The 17,434-nt window shown below is 62.8% G+C and carries 12 protein-coding genes; 4 read left to right on the top strand and 8 right to left on the bottom strand.

Annotated features, from left to right (window positions below; genetic code table 11):
• Positions 1-13 precede the first annotated feature (13 nt).
• From BES08_RS21400 to BES08_RS21390, 3 genes are all read right to left on the bottom strand, one after another.
• Positions 14-1,153 (bottom strand): aldose epimerase family protein, encoded by a 1,140-nt coding sequence (locus tag BES08_RS21400; protein ID WP_008831623.1) that lies wholly within the window; start codon positions 1,151-1,153, stop codon positions 14-16.
• Positions 1,154-1,289: 136 nt separating this feature from the next.
• On the bottom strand, positions 1,290-2,159 hold the full coding sequence (locus tag BES08_RS21395) for an SMP-30/gluconolactonase/LRE family protein (protein ID WP_008831622.1): 870 nt from the start codon (positions 2,157-2,159) through the stop codon (positions 1,290-1,292).
• Complete coding sequence (locus tag BES08_RS21390) at positions 2,159-3,889, bottom strand: IlvD/Edd family dehydratase (protein ID WP_231958316.1); 1,731 nt, start codon at positions 3,887-3,889, stop codon at positions 2,159-2,161. Before BES08_RS21390 ends, BES08_RS21395 begins: the two co-directional genes overlap by 1 nt.
• A 315-nt stretch (positions 3,890-4,204) precedes the next feature.
• On the opposite strand from BES08_RS21390, the gene BES08_RS21385 reads away from it, so the two are divergent.
• The 3 genes from BES08_RS21385 to BES08_RS21375 all read left to right on the top strand — a co-directional run bounded on the left by BES08_RS21385 (position 4,205) and on the right by BES08_RS21375 (position 9,989).
• Complete coding sequence (locus BES08_RS21385; RefSeq protein WP_008831620.1) at positions 4,205-6,940, top strand: TonB-dependent receptor; 2,736 nt, start codon at positions 4,205-4,207, stop codon at positions 6,938-6,940.
• 362 nt (positions 6,941-7,302) lie between these two features.
• Positions 7,303-8,262, top strand: coding sequence for an IS481 family transposase (locus BES08_RS21380; protein WP_069709583.1), 960 nt, complete (start codon positions 7,303-7,305; stop codon positions 8,260-8,262).
• A 731-nt stretch (positions 8,263-8,993) separates the two neighbouring features.
• Positions 8,994-9,989: an SPM autocatalytic domain-containing protein gene (locus BES08_RS21375; protein ID WP_069709445.1), complete on the top strand. Its 996-nt coding sequence runs from the start codon at positions 8,994-8,996 to the stop codon at positions 9,987-9,989.
• A 467-nt stretch (positions 9,990-10,456) separates the two neighbouring features.
• On the opposite strand, the gene BES08_RS21370 is transcribed toward BES08_RS21375, so the two are convergent.
• Entirely contained in the window at positions 10,457-10,675 is a 219-nt protein-coding gene (locus BES08_RS21370; protein ID WP_036530932.1) for a hypothetical protein, read from the bottom strand.
• A 186-nt stretch (positions 10,676-10,861) separates the two neighbouring features.
• Between BES08_RS21370 and BES08_RS21365 the strand changes: the two genes are divergently transcribed.
• The gene (locus BES08_RS21365; protein ID WP_008833401.1) at positions 10,862-11,113 is read left to right on the top strand and encodes a hypothetical protein; all 252 of its coding nucleotides are present in this window, start codon (positions 10,862-10,864) and stop codon (positions 11,111-11,113) included.
• 70 nt (positions 11,114-11,183) lie between these two features.
• Here BES08_RS21365 and BES08_RS21360 read toward each other — a convergent pair whose 3' ends face one another.
• The 4 genes from BES08_RS21360 to pdxR form a co-directional block, all read right to left on the bottom strand.
• A complete protein-coding gene (locus BES08_RS21360; RefSeq protein WP_036530935.1) occupies positions 11,184-13,400 on the bottom strand; it encodes a TonB-dependent receptor in 2,217 nt (738 codons plus the stop codon).
• 266 nt (positions 13,401-13,666) lie between these two features.
• The gene (locus BES08_RS21355) at positions 13,667-15,328 is read right to left on the bottom strand and encodes an amidohydrolase (protein WP_008831843.1); all 1,662 of its coding nucleotides are present in this window, start codon (positions 15,326-15,328) and stop codon (positions 13,667-13,669) included.
• A 22-nt stretch (positions 15,329-15,350) separates the two neighbouring features.
• Complete coding sequence (locus tag BES08_RS21350; protein ID WP_036530938.1) at positions 15,351-15,851, bottom strand: hypothetical protein; 501 nt, start codon at positions 15,849-15,851, stop codon at positions 15,351-15,353.
• Positions 15,852-15,948: 97 nt separating this feature from the next.
• Positions 15,949-17,421 (bottom strand): MocR-like pyridoxine biosynthesis transcription factor PdxR, encoded by a 1,473-nt coding sequence (gene pdxR, locus BES08_RS21345; RefSeq protein ID WP_036530939.1) that lies wholly within the window; start codon positions 17,419-17,421, stop codon positions 15,949-15,951.
• Positions 17,422-17,434: the final 13 nt, after the last annotated feature.

Below are 17,434 nucleotides of genomic sequence, written 5' to 3'. Positions count from 1 at the left end.
GAGGGATCCTCTGTTATTCTGGGGTGACGAAGAACTTGTAGGTCATGACGTTCCGGTAGGTCTTGCCCGGAGCGAGGCGGATCGACGGGAAGCGGGGCTGGTTCGGACTGTCGGGGAACAGCTGCGGCTCGAACACCAGAACGTCGCCCTCGCGGTAGATATGCCCGGACTTGCCGGTGATGGTCCCGTCCATGAAGTTGCCCGAATAGAACTGCAGACCCGGCTGGTTGGACCACAGCTCGAAGCCGCGCCCGGAGGTGGGTTCCACCACGCGCGCCATCAGGTGTTCGTCCGCGGTGACCGCGTCGCCGACGACCCAGTTGTGATCGTAGCCGCGCCCGTAGACGATCTGCGCATCGCTGCCGTCGCGCACGCGGGCGCCGACGGGGGTGGGCTTGCGGAAATCGAAGGCGGTGCCCTCGACGCTGCGATGTTCGCCGAGGGGGATCGAGGTCTCGTCGGTCGGGGTGAAGCGATCGGCGGGGATGGTCAGCAGGTGGTCCATCGCCGTGCGCCCCGGTCCCGCAAGGTTCCAGTACGCATGGTTGGAAATGTTCACCACGGTCGGCTTGTCGGTGGTGGCGGTATACGTGATCGTCAGCCGGTTCTGCTCGTCGAGGCTGTAAGTCGCATCGGTGGTGAGCGTGCCGGGATAGCCCATGTCGCCGTCCGGGCTGACGTAGCGCATGGTGACGCTGGCGGTCTTGCCGGACTTCACGGCGCGCACGGTCCAGATGACCTTGTCGAAGCCCTTGGTGCCCCCGTGCAGCGAATTGACGCCGTTGTTGACGGGAACCGTATAGCCCTTGCCGTCCAGCGTGAACCTGCCTTTGGCGATCCGGTTGGCGACGCGGCCCACTGTGGCGCCGAAGAACTCCGGCGCCTTGCTGTATCCTTCGAGGCTGTCGTAGCCGACCGCGACGTCGATGGTCTTGCCGTCGCGCCCCGGCACCATGACCGACTGGATCGAGGCACCCAGCGTCATCACGCGAACCGACATGCCTTTGGCGTTGGTCAGCGTCACGGCCTCGACGGCGGCGCCGTCAGGCATCCGGCCGAAGCCTTCTCGCCTGGCTTCGGCGGCCAGCGCGGGTGTGATTGCCGGAACGCAGGCCGCTGCCAGCAAAACGGCGGGGGTGATGACCTTGAGCATTCTCTCTCCTTTGAACTCGTTGATCGAGCCTGTTCAGTGTGCCGGATGGTTAATCCGTCTCGTCCGCGTTACCGGCGGATGTCCCGGCCCCGACCGGCGGGCAGGGCCAAGGCCAAAACCAAGGGCAGGGTACTTCTCAACCACGATACAGGCAGGCCGCAAGACCCGCGCAGCCGGGGTCCAGTTCGAACAGCGCCCCGCCGTGTGCCTCGTCCACGCCGTCTGCGGCGCTGGTGACGTAGAGCCGGTCAAGCCGGTCGCCGCCGAACGTGACGTTGGTGATCTGGCTGGCGGGAAGCGCGATGCGGCGAACCAGCGTGCCGTCGGGCGCAAAGCGGCGCACGGCGCCGTCGCCCCAGCATGCGACCCACAAGTGACCCTCGGCGTCGAAGGTCATGCCGTCGGGCGAGCCCCAGCTCTCATCGCCGGGAAAGGTGATGAACGGTTCGCGCGCGCCCAACTCGCCCTGCTCCAACGCGTAACGGAAGATCACGCCGAGCGCGCTGTCGGTATGGAGCATGAAGCGGCCCTGCGGATCGATCGCCGGGCCGTTGGGGATGGTGCAGGCCTCCGGCGCGGCGCGGGTGACCATGCCGTTTTCAAGCCGGTGGAAGGCGCCCACCGGCTTGTCGCAGGAATAGGGCATCGTGCCCAGCCAGACCCGCCCCTGTTCATCGGCGGCGGCATCGTTGACCCGGTTTCCGGCAGGCTCGCCAGCGATCTGCGCCAGCGTTTCCACCGAGAACGGATCGAGCGTGACGGCGGCGACGGTGGTGCCGATGCCCGCAACGAACCCGCCCTTCTCGCGGCCGATGATCCAGCCGGTGGCGTCGCCGGTTTCCCAGCTCTCCACCCTTTCTTCGGCCCTTTCTTCTGCGGGAACAAGACGGTTGATGCGTTGGCCGAGGATGTCGGTCCACAGCAGCGCACCGTCGCGCACCGACCAGAACAGGCCTTCGCCCAGCACATCGACGCGGTCTCGCGGGATTACGCGTATTTCGGTCATCAATGGCTGTCCCGCGGCAGGCCCTTCGTCTGGGCGATACGCTGGTACTTGACCGCGGATTCTATCACCGCGCCAGTCGCGAACTGGCCTACCAGATCGCGCTGGATTTCCTGCCATGGCGTTTGCGAGCCGGGGGTGACGCTCTGTTCGATCGCGGCGAGATCCTCGCGGCGGCGGGCAAGCTCGGCATCGTCCACCAGCATGTCGGCGCTGCGCGCGCCCAGGTCGATGCGCACGCGGTCGCCGGTGCGCAGCAGCGCCAGCCCGCCTCCGACCGCCGCCTCGGGCGAGGCGTTGAGGATGGACGGGCTGCCCGACGTGCCCGATTGCCGTCCGTCGCCGATGCAGGGAAGGGCGTGGACGCCCGCGCGGATGAGCGCGGCGGGCGGGCGCATGTTCACCACTTCGGCGCCGCCCGGATAGCCGACCGGCCCGGCGCCCCGGATCACGAGAATGGTGTTCTCGTCGATGGCGAGTTCGGGGTCGTCGATGCGGTGATGATAGTCTTCAGGCCCGTCGAAAACGACCACGCGGCCCTCGAAGGCATCGGGGTTCGCCGGGTCGGAAAGGTAGCGACCGCGAAACTCCTCGGAGATCACCGACAGCTTCATCACCGCGCCATCGAACAGGTTGCCGCTGAGCACGGTGAGGCCCGCAGCCTCCTTCAGCGGACGTTCGAAGGGACGGATCACCTTGTCGTCATGGATGCGGGCGCCGACCTGGTTCTCCGCCAGAGTGCGGCCGTTCGCGGTCAGCACGTCGCCGTCGATCAGACCGGCTTTAGCCAGTTCGCCGATGACGGCGGGGACGCCGCCCGCACGATAGTAGTCCTCGCCCAGATATTCGCCGGCGGGCTGGAGATTGACGAGCAGCGGCACATCGGTGCCGTGGCTTTCCCAGTCCTCAAGCGTCAGGTCCACGCCCATGTGGCGCGCGATGGCGTTGAGGTGGATCGGCGCGTTGGTGGAACCGCCGATGGCCGAGTTCACGCGAATCGCATTCAGGAACGCCGCGCGCGTCATAATGTCGGAAGGCTTGCGATCGGCCTGCACCATCTCGACGATGCGGCGGCCCGTTTCCCAGGCGCATTCCTGACGGTCGCGGTAAGGGGCGGGAATCGCCGCGGAGCCGGGCAGTGACATGCCGAGCGCCTCGCACAGCGAGTTCATCGTTGTTGCAGTGCCCATCGTGTTGCAGAAGCCGGTGGACGGCGATCCCGAAGCGACCAGCTTGAGGAACCCCGGATAATCGAGTTCGCCCTTGGCCAGCAGTTCGCGCGCCTTCCACACGATCGTACCGGCGCCTGTGCGCTCTCCCTCGTGCCAGCCGTTGAGCATCGGGCCGACCGACAGGGCGATGGCGGGGATGTTGACCGTGGCGGCGGCCATCAGCGCGGACGGCGTCGTCTTGTCGCAGCCGACCGTCAACACCACGCCGTCGAGCGGGTAGCCATAAAGCACTTCGACGAGGCTGATATACGCCAGGTTGCGGTCAAGGCCGGCCGTCGGGCGCTTGCCGGTTTCCTGCAGCGGATGCGTCGGAAACTCGATCGGGATGCCGCCTGCATCGCGGATGCCTTCCTTGACGCGCTCGGCCAGGACGATGTGGTGGCGGTTGCAGGGAACCAGATCGCTGCCCGACTGCGCGATGCCGATGATCGGGCGATCCGACTGCATCTCCTCTATCGACAGCCCGTAATTCAGATAGCGCTCAAGATAGAGCGCGGTCATGTCCGGATTGTCGCGATTGTCGAACCACGCGCGCGAACGCAGGGCCGGGCGGGGCGCGGAGCCGGTGGTGTTGCCAGCGTGCGTGGCGGTGTCGTTGGCGAAAGAGATGTCGGCCTCCCTAGAGATCGCTTGTTTCCAACAAGGCCGCAACGCGCGGCCCACCCTACCGGGTGGCTTTGACGAGCGGCTACCATCACGTTTTTTTAGTGGCAACCTATTTATACGACAAATCGGTCTTGTCTGAGCAGAAGTGGAAAGCTATGAGCGCCGGGAAGACCTGATCAACGGGTCGACTGTTTCTGGAGGGAGGCACTAATGAATCGCAAAGCCTATTCGCTTGTCCTGACGTCGTCGGTCCTGGCCATGCTGGCCTGGGCGCCGCTGGCCCATGCGCAGGACGCACAGGACGCCGCCGCGCCCACCGTAGCCCAAGACATCGGCAACGAGATCGTCGTCACCGGCCAGCGCGCCAGCCTGGAAGCCGCGCGCAACGTCAAGAAGAACTCTGACCTCGTGGTCGATTCGATCGTCGCCGAGGACATCGGCAAGCTGCCCGACACCTCGGTCGCCTCCGCGCTGCAGCGCGTTGCTGGCGTCCAGGTCGTCAACGGGTTCAACAACGAAATTCAGAGCCCTATCGTGCGCGGTCTGGGCGACATTCTGACCACTTTGGACGGACGTGAGATCTTCACCGGCGTCGGTCGCGGTTTCTCGTTCCAGGATCTTCCTGCAGAAGCCATCGGCGGCATCGACGTCTACAAGTCGAACTCCGCCAACCTCGTCGAAGGTGGCGTTGCCGGCGTCATCGACATGAAGCTGCAGAAGCCCTTCAACTTCGACAAGGGCCTGACCATCGCCGCGAACGGCCGAGTCTACAACGGCCGCGTTTCGGACAAGACGAGCTACACCGCCGGCCTGCTCATCGCCAACACCTGGGACGTGGGCGAGGGCCGTCTGGGCGCGCTGATCGACGTGTCCTATGCGCGCAACAACTTCAGCCGTCCGGTCTCCTTCAACTGCGATCCGCGCTCGACCAACAATGGCCCGGCGGGCGCCCCGAACCTGGTCCTGCCGACCTGCGTTGGCGGCACCACCGACACCGGCCACAACAGCCGCCCGCAGGTCAACGCAGCGCTGCAGTGGGAAGTGACCCCGGAACTCGAACTGTACCTGGATGGCATGTACAGCGGCTACCGTTCGACCTTCGCAACCAACTTCATCTTCGCCGACCTGTTCGCGGGCAACAGCATCAGCAACGGTGTCGCAGGCGACGACTGCTTCTCGGCTCCGGTCAAGGGTGACGGGTTCCTGGGCGGCGGCAACGATCCGGTCCAGAACCTGTGCATCGCCAAGTCGGCCACCTTCAACGGCGTGGATGCGCTGACCAGCACCCAGGCCAAGCGTCAGCGCACTGACCAGTACGTGCTGGGCGGCGGCGCGAAGTGGAACACCGATACGATCCACGTCGTCTTCGACGCCAGCTACATCCAGTCGAAGAACTCCAACCGCGCGATCATCGTCGACGTCGCCAAGCGCAATGCCGCCGTCGACGTGGTGGTGGACGACAACGGCCACGGCAGCACGGTGATGCAGGGCAACCCGCTCGGCAGCGCGGACGGCTTCGTCTTCGCGAACACGCTGTTCCAGGATCTCAACAAGTCCAACAGCCGCCAGTACTCCTTCAAGCTGGACACCGCATTCGACATCGATAGCAGCTTCCTGCGCCAGATGCAGTTCGGCGCGCGCTACAGCGACCGTCAGGGTTCGTTCCGCGCCGTCGCCGGTGGTCCGGGCTTCCCGGGTGCAAACCGCGCGACGCTGGTGGATTCGGTTGGCCTGCCTTCCGACTTCATGGTTCGTTCGCCGGATTCGATCCCCTACATCAATGGCGGGGAGCACTGGTACACGCCTAACGCGAGCTATCTGCTCAATAACACCGATGAACTGCGCGCGCTTTACGGCGCCCCAGCCGGCGACCCCGACTGGGATCCGACGCGCAACTACGATGCGGCGGAAAAGACCTTCGCGGCTTACGTTCAGGGCAAGTACCAGCTCGACATCGGTGATGTTTCGGCGATCGACGGCCTCGTCGGCGTGCGCGTGGTCAGCACCAGCCGCATGATCGACGGCACCTCGCGCGTAATCGGCGGTGCCCCCGGCGGCGGCGACCTGTTCGTGCCGATCAACCGTGACACCACCGACATCTACGTCCTGCCCAACGCCAGCCTTCGCTTCAAGGCGACCGACCAGCTGCAATTCCGCGCGACGTATGCCAAGACCGTGTCGCGTCCGACCTTCGGCGATCTCAACCCCGGCCTGTCGCTGGCGGCGCCGGGCGGCAATCCGAACGTCATTCTGGCAGGCGCGGGCGGCAACCCGGACCTCAAGGCCCAGCAGTCCGACAACTTCGACGTGACGGCGGAATACTACTTCGGCCGCTCCAGCTACGTCTCGCTGGCCGGCTACATGCGCAAGCTGAAGGACCGCGTGGCTCCGGACACCTCGATCCAGGTGATCGACGGCCAGACCTACCAGATCACCCAGCCGCGCAATCTGGGCTCCTCGGAACTCAAGGGCATCGAGGCTGCAGGTCAGTTCTTCCTCGACTTCCTGCCGGAAGGGTTCGATGGCTTCGGTCTCATGGGCACCTTCACGTATGCAGACAGCAAGGTGACGACCAAGGGCGATCTGCTCGAAGGGCAGCAACTGCTCGGCGTCTCGAAGTACAGCTACACCGCTGGAGCGCTTTACGAGAAGTACGGCATCACCGCGCGTGTGGTCTACACCTGGCGCTCGGGCTATAACGAGACGGCGTTCGGTGCGGGCACGTTGACCGGTTCGGCGGACGCGGTGCAGTTCAACAAGGTCAAGGCCAATGGACGCCTCGACTTCTCAATTGGCTACGACGTGACCCCGAACATCACTGTCACTTTCGATGGCGTGAACGTGAATGGCGGCAAGTATTACAGCTACTTCGACACACCTGCCTTCCCGCACGACATCCGCATCGACGACAAGTTTTACGGTGCCAGCATTCGCGTGAAGTACTGATCGCATAAATTCGGGGAAGGGCTGAGCGCATCCGGCTCTTCCTTCACGCACGCAAGGTGGGACGGCGATGGTGCTGTCCTACCTTTTGTCCTGAGGCGGCAGCCGCCCTCGCGATGGTCGGCGGCATAAGAACCCGATGTGAAAGTTGTTGAACTATACTAGTATGTTGTGATCCAGCCGCCTTTGCAAAGAGATGGAATGGATCATGACATGGACTGGTACCGCTCGTAAGGAGCATAGCCGCAATGGCTATCAGGTCGGCATAAGCAGCCAACTGACCGGAGCGGAACGCGCGCATCTACTAGGTGTTTGATCCCATGGTTTGATGGTGCGATCCTTTCGTTGGAATGGAAGGAAGCTTTATGGGACAGGTTCGTCAGGGGAGCGCCACGACCACGCACGCCGTCCGAGCAGCAGTACAGCGATCGCAAGCTTCGCTCGCGACGCTGAGCCGGGAGTTGGGGATCAATCCCAAGACGGTGGCAAAGTGGCGGAAGCGAGCGACGGTCGAGGACCTGAAGACCGGGCCGAAGGCCCCTCATTCGACGACCCTGACAGAAGCCGAGGAGGCGATGGTTGTCGCGTTCCGACGTCACACCCTGCTACCCCTGGACGACTGCCTCTACGCGTTGCAGCCGTCGATCCCGCATCTGACACGGTCAGCTTTGCACCGCTGCCTTCAGCGGCACGGCATCTCCCGCTTGCCGGACGTTGAGGGCGACAAGCCGAAGCGCCAGCGCTTCAAGCGCTATCCCATTGGCTTCTTCCACATCGATATCGCCGAGGTGAAGACTGCCGAAGGCAAGCTGTATCTGTTCGTTGGTATCGACCGCACCAGCAAGTTCGCGGTCACACAACTGGTCGACAAGGCTGATCGGCGAACAGCATGGGAGTTCCTGGAACACCTGCTAAAAGCCGTGCCGTACCGGATCCACACGATCCTGACCGATAATGGCATCCAGTTCTCCGAGCAGCCGCGCAACCGGAACACCACATGGTCACGCCAAATGCGCTTCGACATAATCTGCGACGCAAACGGCATCGAGCACCGGCTCACCAAACCGAACCACCCGTGGACGAACGGTCAGTTCGAGCGGATGAACCGGACCATCAAGGAAGCGACCGTCAAGCGCTTCCACTACGAGAGCCACGACCAACTTCGGACGCATCTTGCCGAATTCATGGCCGCCTACAACTTTGCCGGCCGGCTCAAGACGCTGAGCGGTCTCACACCCTACGAATACATCGTCAAAATCTGGACGGCAGAGCCAGAACGGTTCATCGTCAACCCGATCCACCAAATGCCGGGACTAAACACCTAGTGCATGCATTCACGGCGCGGTTGCCGCCATTGAACGATATGGAAAACATGGCATCTTGGGGCTAGCCGGGCACTGGCCCCGCCTTCATAAAATCGCGGAATGCCTTGCAACCTTCGTGAAGAATGCGTCGCCCCGGAGCGATGAATCTTTCTATACTGCAATCGCATTGGGAGGCTGACCTTGCCCACATGCGCTGCCATTACTACGATGGTCGCTTCGATTTTATATGGCCACCGGCGTAAAAAATGGCGCAATCGGGGCTAGAAAAGTGTCGGTACACTCGCTCCGCGGACGGCTCGTTTGCGATCTTGGTATGTCCGGAATAAATAAGTCAGTATTCAACACCAGACAGCCAAGTTAGTCCCAATCCACGCCTTCGAATTTGAGGCAGACATTGACCAATTGCTGGCTCGCGAAGAGCATGCATTTTCAACGACCCGAGCGCGGGACCGTCAACTGCCGGATAGACGTTGGTCTGCAGTTCGCGCCGAGAAATGATGGCCCGCTCGATAGATGGATAGAGACCCTTTCCGAATCGGAAGCGGAATGACGCGCAGCCAAGTGATTTGCGCCTCAAATCGAATCTGAGATTTGATTGGAGACCTCCTGAATTCCATGATCGCTGCAAATCTAGGCTGACGTGCCCATACCTTTTTACGGCCATTTCCGGCAATCAGCGGCCATTTTGTGCGCGCACGTCCGCAGGCTATTGGTTTTCGAGCTCTAGGACCATGAACGAAACCGGTCACAGCCTTGAGGATACCGGTAACGTCGTGACGGCAACGTCGGACTATCTGCTGGCCGATGGAACATCGCGTGATCTCGCTGATGTTAGCCTTTCGTACGATCCGGTCGCAGATAGCGAGGAAGAAGCATCTGCTTCGGATACTGACGTCCCTTTAAACCAGGGTGAGACCCCGGCGAATTCCCCATCGGAGCCGGCTACCAATAATCAGGGCGGCGGTGTTTCAAATTCGGCCGGCGACGCCGATCCAGCGGGTGAACCTGAAGAGGGCCAGTCTAGCAGCAACGTGATACCGTCGGAAGAACCGGAGCAGACTACTCAGCCCAGCGGCGTTGCCACCCCCATCGTCCTCGACTTCGACAACGACGAAAAATCGCTCGTTGCGCTGGCTGACAGCCTGACCCGTTTCGACATGAACGGGGACGGGGTCGCCGACAGGGCGGGGTGGATCGAAGCCGACGATGCGTTTCTTGCCCTCGACCGCAATAGCAATGGCGAGATCGATGACATCAAGGAAATCTCGTTCGTCTCCGACAAGCAGGGAGCGAAGACCGACCTTGAAGGGCTTGCCGCCTTCGACACCAACGCAAATGGCTTGCTCGACAGCGGCGATGTGAATCTCACAGGTCCCCAGAGAGATACGTCCGGCGACAGGGCTACCGTTACTTTGCGACTTATCTCCAGCTCCACCGTATTACGGTGTATGGGCAAGAGCGGCCTAGCTACCATGTGTAAGAACAGGGTCAAAATCTCTGCGGAAGCCAGCGTGACGCACGCTGACAGCTCTGTGGATGCCGTACCGCTGGTAGTCCAGGTTGAACGAGAAGGGCGGGTTCTGTGGCAACATTGCTCGCTATACGGGGATTGTTACGCGGGAAGCCGCGATCGAACTGCTTCGGCAGGCCCGCGCACTCTGACTTCCTGCGTTCTACCGGTCGGAGCGGTCAGTAGGTACAGACCTTTACCGACTGGCTTCCGATGATAGGCGCCGCAAAACGGATGAGGTCGATTGCCGACGTGCCCCAGCATTTGGCGCAAGGATATGATTCGTTTTGATAGCAGCCGTGCTGATGCAGCAGCCGGGGGGTGGGTTCATTACCATGGCGAAGGCTCCGAACTGGATCCACCGGCTAAGCAAACAAAAAGAGGACCTGCAGCGAGACCCTTGATTTAGCACAAGTACTAACACATAACGCAAAAGTTATTAAATAACTTTATAATTTCAATCTTTTATTGCTAGGCGTTCCTTCTCATAACCTGAAGGTCGTAGGTTCAAATCCTACCCCCGCAACCAAACAATACAATAACTTAGCAGACATACGCCGCGCTCCACGAAGCACCGTGTCCGCAATAGGTCCGTTCTCCAGCACAACATTTTTGAACAGAAGCGTGCCAGAACGTCCGGTTCTGGGCGTCGGCTTGCCGTCGCTTTACGACCGGAAGGGGTGGTTAGCTGCCGGGGCGTATGACAATGTCAGACTGATGTTTCATCATCAGCATCAACATCAAAGTCGATAGTGCGAAGCCGATGAAAGCGAGCAGCGCAAAGTGCTGACCTTGATTTCCGGTAACGATGAAGGCCAACATTTCCAAAGCGATTAGCCGATTGATGACGAGCAACCGGAGATCGCCGTAGCTGCGGCAAAACAAGCGCTCACGCCACGACATGTCACGCCACTGCGCCTTGGACCGCTGATTAAAGGTGTCAACCGCTTGACGTGTTCAGACCAACCCGGCCACTTCTGACCACCAGCAGTGCAGCGCGCCGGAGCCGAAAGCCTTGCGGATCCCGACGACCGGCAACGTCACATTTGCGGCATTGAGCTTGGTCCAAACCCGCGATAGTCGCGCGCCATGATGAACATTCCCTGGGACCAGCCCGCAACGCTGATCGATCTGGATGGCAAGACGCCGGTGATCGGATCGATGCTCGAATGCGTGATGCACTTCTCTCTCTTCAAACCTTTCGCCAAGGAGCAGCCGCGCATCCTGCTGACGCGGCCCGTGTTTCGCGAAGGGCGCAAGACCCGCACCTGGGTTCTCAATCCCGGCGAGATCGAAAAACTTGTCGAGCGGCTCGATGCGGAGAGGCAGGCAGCTCAGTAGCCCCCCCCCCCCGCGCGATCAGTCGGCATCCCGCGCCGTTCGACGCCGTACGGCGCGGGATGATCCGGCATCAATATTCGAAAGTCATCGACGCCTTCACGGTGCGCGGCGAGCCCTGCAATAGATAGCCGCCGAACGCCGATGACCAGTAGCGGCGATTGGCGATGTTTTCGGCGCTCATACGGAAGGTGACGGGGTGTTCGCCGATCACTGCGACATAGCGCGCGCCGAGATCGAAACGGACCCAGTCAGGCAGTTCCTGAGCGGCGGCCGCCGCGCTGGGGATGTTGATCATCTGCTTGCCGGTCAGGACCACGCGGCCGGTCAACGTCAGGGCCTCGATGAAGGACGGCACGACCTCGGTGCCGAAATTGACCTGGTAGTCGGGGACGCCGATCGCCTTCTTGCCGTTGTTCACCCCGTTCAGCGATTTGGTAATCTTGGCATCGTTGACCGAGAACCCGCCGATGAAGCGAAGCCAGTCGGCGGGTTCGCCGTTGAGGGTGACCTCGACGCCGCGATTGCGCTGCTCACCGTCTACCACGAAGGTGCCCAGGCCGCTTGCAGGCGTCGTGGTGAAGGTGCTCGGCTGTTTCGTCTGATAGAGCGCGACGGTGCCGGTAAGGCCGTGGATCGCCATCTTGCCGCCGAGTTCATACTGAACTGACTTGTATGGCGCGAACACTTCGCCCGGATTGGTGACGTTGGTGAGCGGCGCGGTGGGGCCTTGGGCCAGGCCCTCGATACGGTTGGCGTAAAGGGAGACAGTGCCGGCCGGCTTGACGATTACACCTACCACCGGGGTCGTCCGGCTTTCATCGTAGCGGCTGGTCCGGGCGAGCGTGGTGCGATTGTAGGCGTTGACTATCATGTTCTGCCGTCGCGCGCCGACGGTGACGAGGATGCGATCGCCCAGAAATCCGATCGTGTCCGATGCGAACAGGCTGGTGAACGCGCCGGTCGAGACGCGCGGCAGATCTGTAAAGGAGCCGGAGACCAGGCCCGGCGTTACCGAGTTCGGCGGCCGATCGACGATCGGGGCATTGTAGAGATTGGTGCAGAAGGAAGTGGCACTTGCCCCGCAGGCTGTGCGGACCGCCGCTGGGAAGGCACCGAAGGCAAAGGCATTGCGGTTTTCCGTATAGGTGGCCGATCCACCGAAGTTGATTTCGTTGGTGATGCCGCTCACGGCGAACTTGCCGCGCAGGCCGAACTGGCCGCTCTCGTTATTGTCCTCGCGCGGGACGTAAAGGCGCGAGCCGGTGCCGGCACCGGTGGCCGCATTGGTGATCGTGAGCGTCGAATAATCGCCTTTTTCGGATCCGTCGCGCATTCCCGCGGCGAGATAGACCATCCAGTCCTTGGCGATATCGATTTCGACACGCGCCAGCGCATAAATGTCTCGCAGCTTGGTGAAGGTCCAGGGCTGTCCGTAATTGTCGTTGGCGTCCGGCGTCCTGGGAACCGCGATGTTGTTCGCCAGCCGTACTGTTGGCCGGCTATAGTTTGCCGCCTGCTCCTCGTAGCCGAAGTCGAGGAAGAAGCGCCCCGGTCCCTTGCGGAAGTCGAAGCTGGCGCCTGCGACCTTTACCTCGCGGTGCTCGTTATCGACCGCAGTGTCGCCCGAACGATAGACTCCGTTCACGCGGATGCCGAATTCCCGGTCCGGGCCGAAACGTGTGCCGATATCGACATTGCCGCCCAGAATGCCGTCGGCGCTGTAGCTCGCGGTGCCGCGGATCAACGTCTTCTGCGCGCGCTTCGGCACCAGATTGATGCCGCCGCCGATGCCGGACCCACCCGGAGCAGCGCCGAACAGGAAGGCGCTGGCACCGTTCAGGACCTGGACGCTCTCATAGAGTTCCGGCGAGACGAGTTGGCGCGGTGTGACGCCATAAAGGCCGTCGATCGACACATCGTCCCCGTTCAATGCGAAGCCGCGGATGACGAACAGCTCGGACTGGTTGCCCGAGCCATAAGTGGTGCGAACCGAAGGGTCGTTTTCGAGAACGTCGCCAATCGTCTCGGATTGTTGATCGAGGATCAGCTGCGCCGTGTAGGACGTGATGTTGAACGGTGTGGAGAGTGCGTCCTTGTTACCCAGGACGCCGATATTGCCGTCGCTTACGACCTGCTTCTGCGCCTGCTGACCCGTTACGATGATGTCGTTGCGGCTCTCCTCGCTCTCGGCATCGCGGGGAGCATGCTGGGCGAAGGCGGGTGAGGCGATTGCGAATGTCGCCGCGAGCGCCGCGGCGCTGGATCCCCGAATGATGGAAATGCGCATCGTTCGTACCCCAAAATGAGTTGACTCGATCTGCCGCGACGGATTTTCCCGTCCGCTGCAAAGGTTCCTTCCTGCGCCCGCGCCGAGCCGCACGGTCCAGCATTCCATCTGACTGCGGCCTGGAGCCGAAAACATCCAGTTTGTCCTGAGGCAGGGGACCAGGTGATGCTGGCCGCATTCGGAAAACTCCCGCCGTCGATGCGTGATCTGCCCACCTCGGGAAACATCGCCCGGCGGGCTGAAATGCCGGTGTGCGGCAGCGCCGCTCAGCCGAAGCGCTGTTTTCCGCCGACGACGGTGCGCAGCACGCCGGTTTGCGCAATCGTCTCCGGATCGATGGCGAACAGGTCGCGGTCGAGTACGACGAAATCGGCGAGACGGCCCGGGGCGATGATGCCCATCCGCTTATCCATGAATCCGGCATAGGCTGCCTCGCGGGTATAGCCTGCCAGGGCCTGAGCCAGCGAGATCCTCTGCTCCGGGTGCCATCCGCCGGGGTTCTTCCCGTCGAGCGTTTCGCGCAGCACCGCCGCCTGGATGCCGATGATGGGATCGAGCGGGGCCACCGGCCAATCCGAGCCCAGGCAGACATGCGCGCCCGAGGCGACGAGCGAATGAAAGGCGTAAGTTCGGGTAAGGCGTTCCTCGCCGATGCGCCGGATCGCCCACCGGCCGTCGTCGATCGCGTGGTAAGGCTGGACCGAAGCGATCACGTTCTGCTTGGCGAAACGGGGGATCGCCGCCTTGCTGAGCGATTGCGCGTGCTCGATCCGGAAACGACGGTCGCGCATGCCGTTGGCGTCAGCGACTTCGGCCATGACGTCGAGCACTTCGTCATTCGCCTCGTCGCCAATGGCATGTGCGGAAACCTGAAGCCCTGCCTTGTCGGCTTCGCCGATCCATTCGCGCAAGTCGGACCGCCTGGTGACAGCGATGCCATGCGTGGAGGGATCGTCCAGATAGGGTTCGTAGAACAGCGCGGTGCGTGAACCGAGCGATCCGTCGTAGACTGCCTTGCATGCCCCCCAGCGAACCCAGTCGTCGCCGCGCCCCTCGGCCTTGACCAGCGCGACCGCGCGCTCCCAGTCGGCGATTGGCGTATAGGAATAAAAGCGGATGTCGGTCTCGCCGCGCGGGCGCATGCGGCGGAGCGCGTCGTGGGTCTCCCAATCGACATCGGTGTTATGTACCTGGGTGACACCCTTGCTGAGGCCGAGCGTGATGCCTCTGCGGATCGCGGCCTCGACCTGTGCTTCGCTGGGCCTGGGAATTGCGCGCGTGGCAAGGTCCCGTGCCGCGTCCTTGAGCACGCCCGTCGGCTCGCCCCGTGCATCCCGCAGGATTACGCCGCCCGGCACGTCGGGCGTGTTGCGATCGATGCCTGCCAGCTTCAGCGCCAGCGAGTTGAGCAGCAGCATGTGCAGATCGTAGCGGATCACGGCTACCGGAATGTCGGGGGTGACGGCATCGATCCATTGCCGTGTCGGCATTTCTCCTCCCCAGCGGTCGGCGTCCCAGTTCCCGCCTTCGAGCCATTGGCCTTTGGGCAAGGCAGCCGCAGCCGCGCCGATCCGTCGGACGAATTCTGCCGGTGTGTCTGCATCGCGCAGCGACGGGCGCGACAGCATCAGCGAGGCGCGGGCGAAATGCGTGTGGCAATCGACCATACCCGGCACGACGAACGCGCCTTGCAGGTCGATCATCCGGGTCCGCCTGCCGCTACGCGCTCGCACCGCCGCGTCGCCGATTGCAACGATATCGGTGCCGATCACGCCGAGCGCATCGCTGTGTTCCGAGGGGCTGCGGCCGGTCCAGACACGGGCGTTGACATAGGCCGCGTCCAGTTCCGCCTCGGCCGCGAGGGTGGGAAGCGCGCCAATGGCCAACGCGCAGCCGGAGCCCCCGATGAAGCGTCGCCTGTCGATCATCTCTTCGTTTCCCCCGCGATCGTTACTTTTGGGCTGGCTGAGGGTTTTCGGCCCGCCACTTGTCGAGTTTGTCGAGCCACTGCGCCGCGCTGAGCAGGCCGTAGGCCTTGCTGTCGGTATGGGAAGCGATGGTCTCGCGGATACCGAGGAAATAGGCCGGGCCGCTCTCCATATGCAGTTCCTTGCGCTTGGCGGCCATTGCGGCTTCCTGTGCGGTCGTGGGCTTGAAGCCGGTCACCGGCTTGAACAGCAGCACATCCCAGTCGGCGCCATCCTCGTGGACGAAGATCTGGATCGGGGGAAGGCCGGCCGTGGCAGCGACCTGGTCGGCGCGGTCGATGCGGCGTATGAATTCTTCCTGCTTGCCGGGCGCGAGCTTGAAGATTTCGAACCACGCTTCCGGCCAGGGCGCCGCTGCGTTCGCGGTGCCGGACGCCGATGCAGCGGGTGCCGCCCCTTGCGCGAATGCAGCAGAGGCAAGGACCGTCGCGGCGCCTGCCAACAGGAACTTCAAGGTCTTCATCAAGGGTATCCCCGTTTTGTGCGAAAGAATTCCGGTTATTAGTTCCCCGCCTTTGGCTGCGCGAGAACATCCAGTTTCGCCAATATGACTGGTCCACTTACCTCGCGGCTGCGGCGGCGAGCGTAGAAAGGGCCTGGCGTGCTTCGTGTTCGGTCAAGCTGGCAAAGCCGATGCGCAGCCCGCGCGGAGCGTCTTCGTTCGTCATGAAGGATTCTGACAGGGCGAAGCGCAGGCCGAATTCCGCGCCGCGCCGCTCCACGCGGTCGAGGTCGGCGCGATCGCGGAACCGGAGCCAGAAAGCGAGGCCGCCATCGGGAACCGCGTAATCGACCAATCCGCCGAGCGTCGCGTCCAGCATCGCGGCGAATCTCATGCGGCGCGCTGCATATATCTGGCGCACCTTGCGGCTGTGACGGCGCAGTTCGCCGTTCTCAATGAGCTGTGTCGCGGCATCTTCCGTGAGGATATTACCCATGCCGTCCACCAGCGAAACACGGTGAGCGATCGCGTCGATGACTTCTTCGGGCGCGGCGATGTATCCGATGCGCAGGGCCGGGAGCAGGAGCTTGGACAGCGAGCCGACGTAGATCACGCGGTTCGGAGCATAGCCGGCCATCGGCAGGAGCGGCTGCGATTCGAAGTGGAATTCGTGGTCATAGTCATCCTCGACGACGGCAAAACCGAACTGGCGGGCCAGTTCGAGCAGGCGCAGGCGTCGTTCCGGGCGCAAGGCGACGGTGGTGGGGAACTGATGGTGCGGCGTCACGAAGGCGGCGCGCACACGTTCCTGGCGGCAGGCCCGCTCGACCGCCTCGACATCTATTCCGCCTTCGTCCAGCCCGATGCTGATGATGCGAGCGCCGCATGCCCTGAAGGCGGCGACGGCCGGTTCATAGGTCAGGGCTTCCACGAGAACTGCATCGCCCGGCGTGATGAGGACCTGCGCCGCAAGGAAGATCCCGTTCTGACTGCCACGCGTAATGCAGATGTTGCGGGCAGTGACCGGCAGGCCGCGCTGGCTCTTCAGCATCGCTGCAATGCTTTCGCGCAGACCTTCCGAGCCGCGGGGATCGCTATATTGAAGATGATTGGCCCGCGATGCCCGCTGGGCCGCGACCCGATAGGCCCGCACCAGGAGTTCCGGCGGGAACAGTCGGCCATCCGGAGAGCCCTCGTCGATCTTCAATCCTTTGCCGCCCGGCAGCGCCAGAGCGCGTATCGGCGGCCTTGCGAACCGATACTCGGCGCCGCCGTCCATATGCTCGGCGACGTCCGGGCGCGCGGCTTTCCCGGTTGGTTCGGGCAGCGAAGTCGACACCTTGGTGCCGCGGGTGCCCGCCGAGGCGAGCCAGCCTTGCGCGATCAGGTCCTCATAGGCGAGCACCACGGTCTTGCGATTGACGTTCAGCACGTCCGCAAGTTCTCGGCTGCTGGGAAGAAATGTGCCGGATGCCAGCCTGCCGCTCTCGATGTCGCGGATGAGTGCCTGGATGATCTGCATGTAGACGGGCGTACCGCGCGAAGAGTGCACGATCCGCTCGCTCAAGCTCATTTTCCATGGACGCAGCATTGGACCCGGCTCC

The organism is Novosphingobium resinovorum (assembly GCF_001742225.1).
Lineage (GTDB): Bacteria > Pseudomonadota > Alphaproteobacteria > Sphingomonadales > Sphingomonadaceae > Novosphingobium > Novosphingobium resinovorum_A.
Note: the sequence above shows the minus strand (reverse complement) of the source record. Positions and strands in the feature narration are given on the sequence as shown.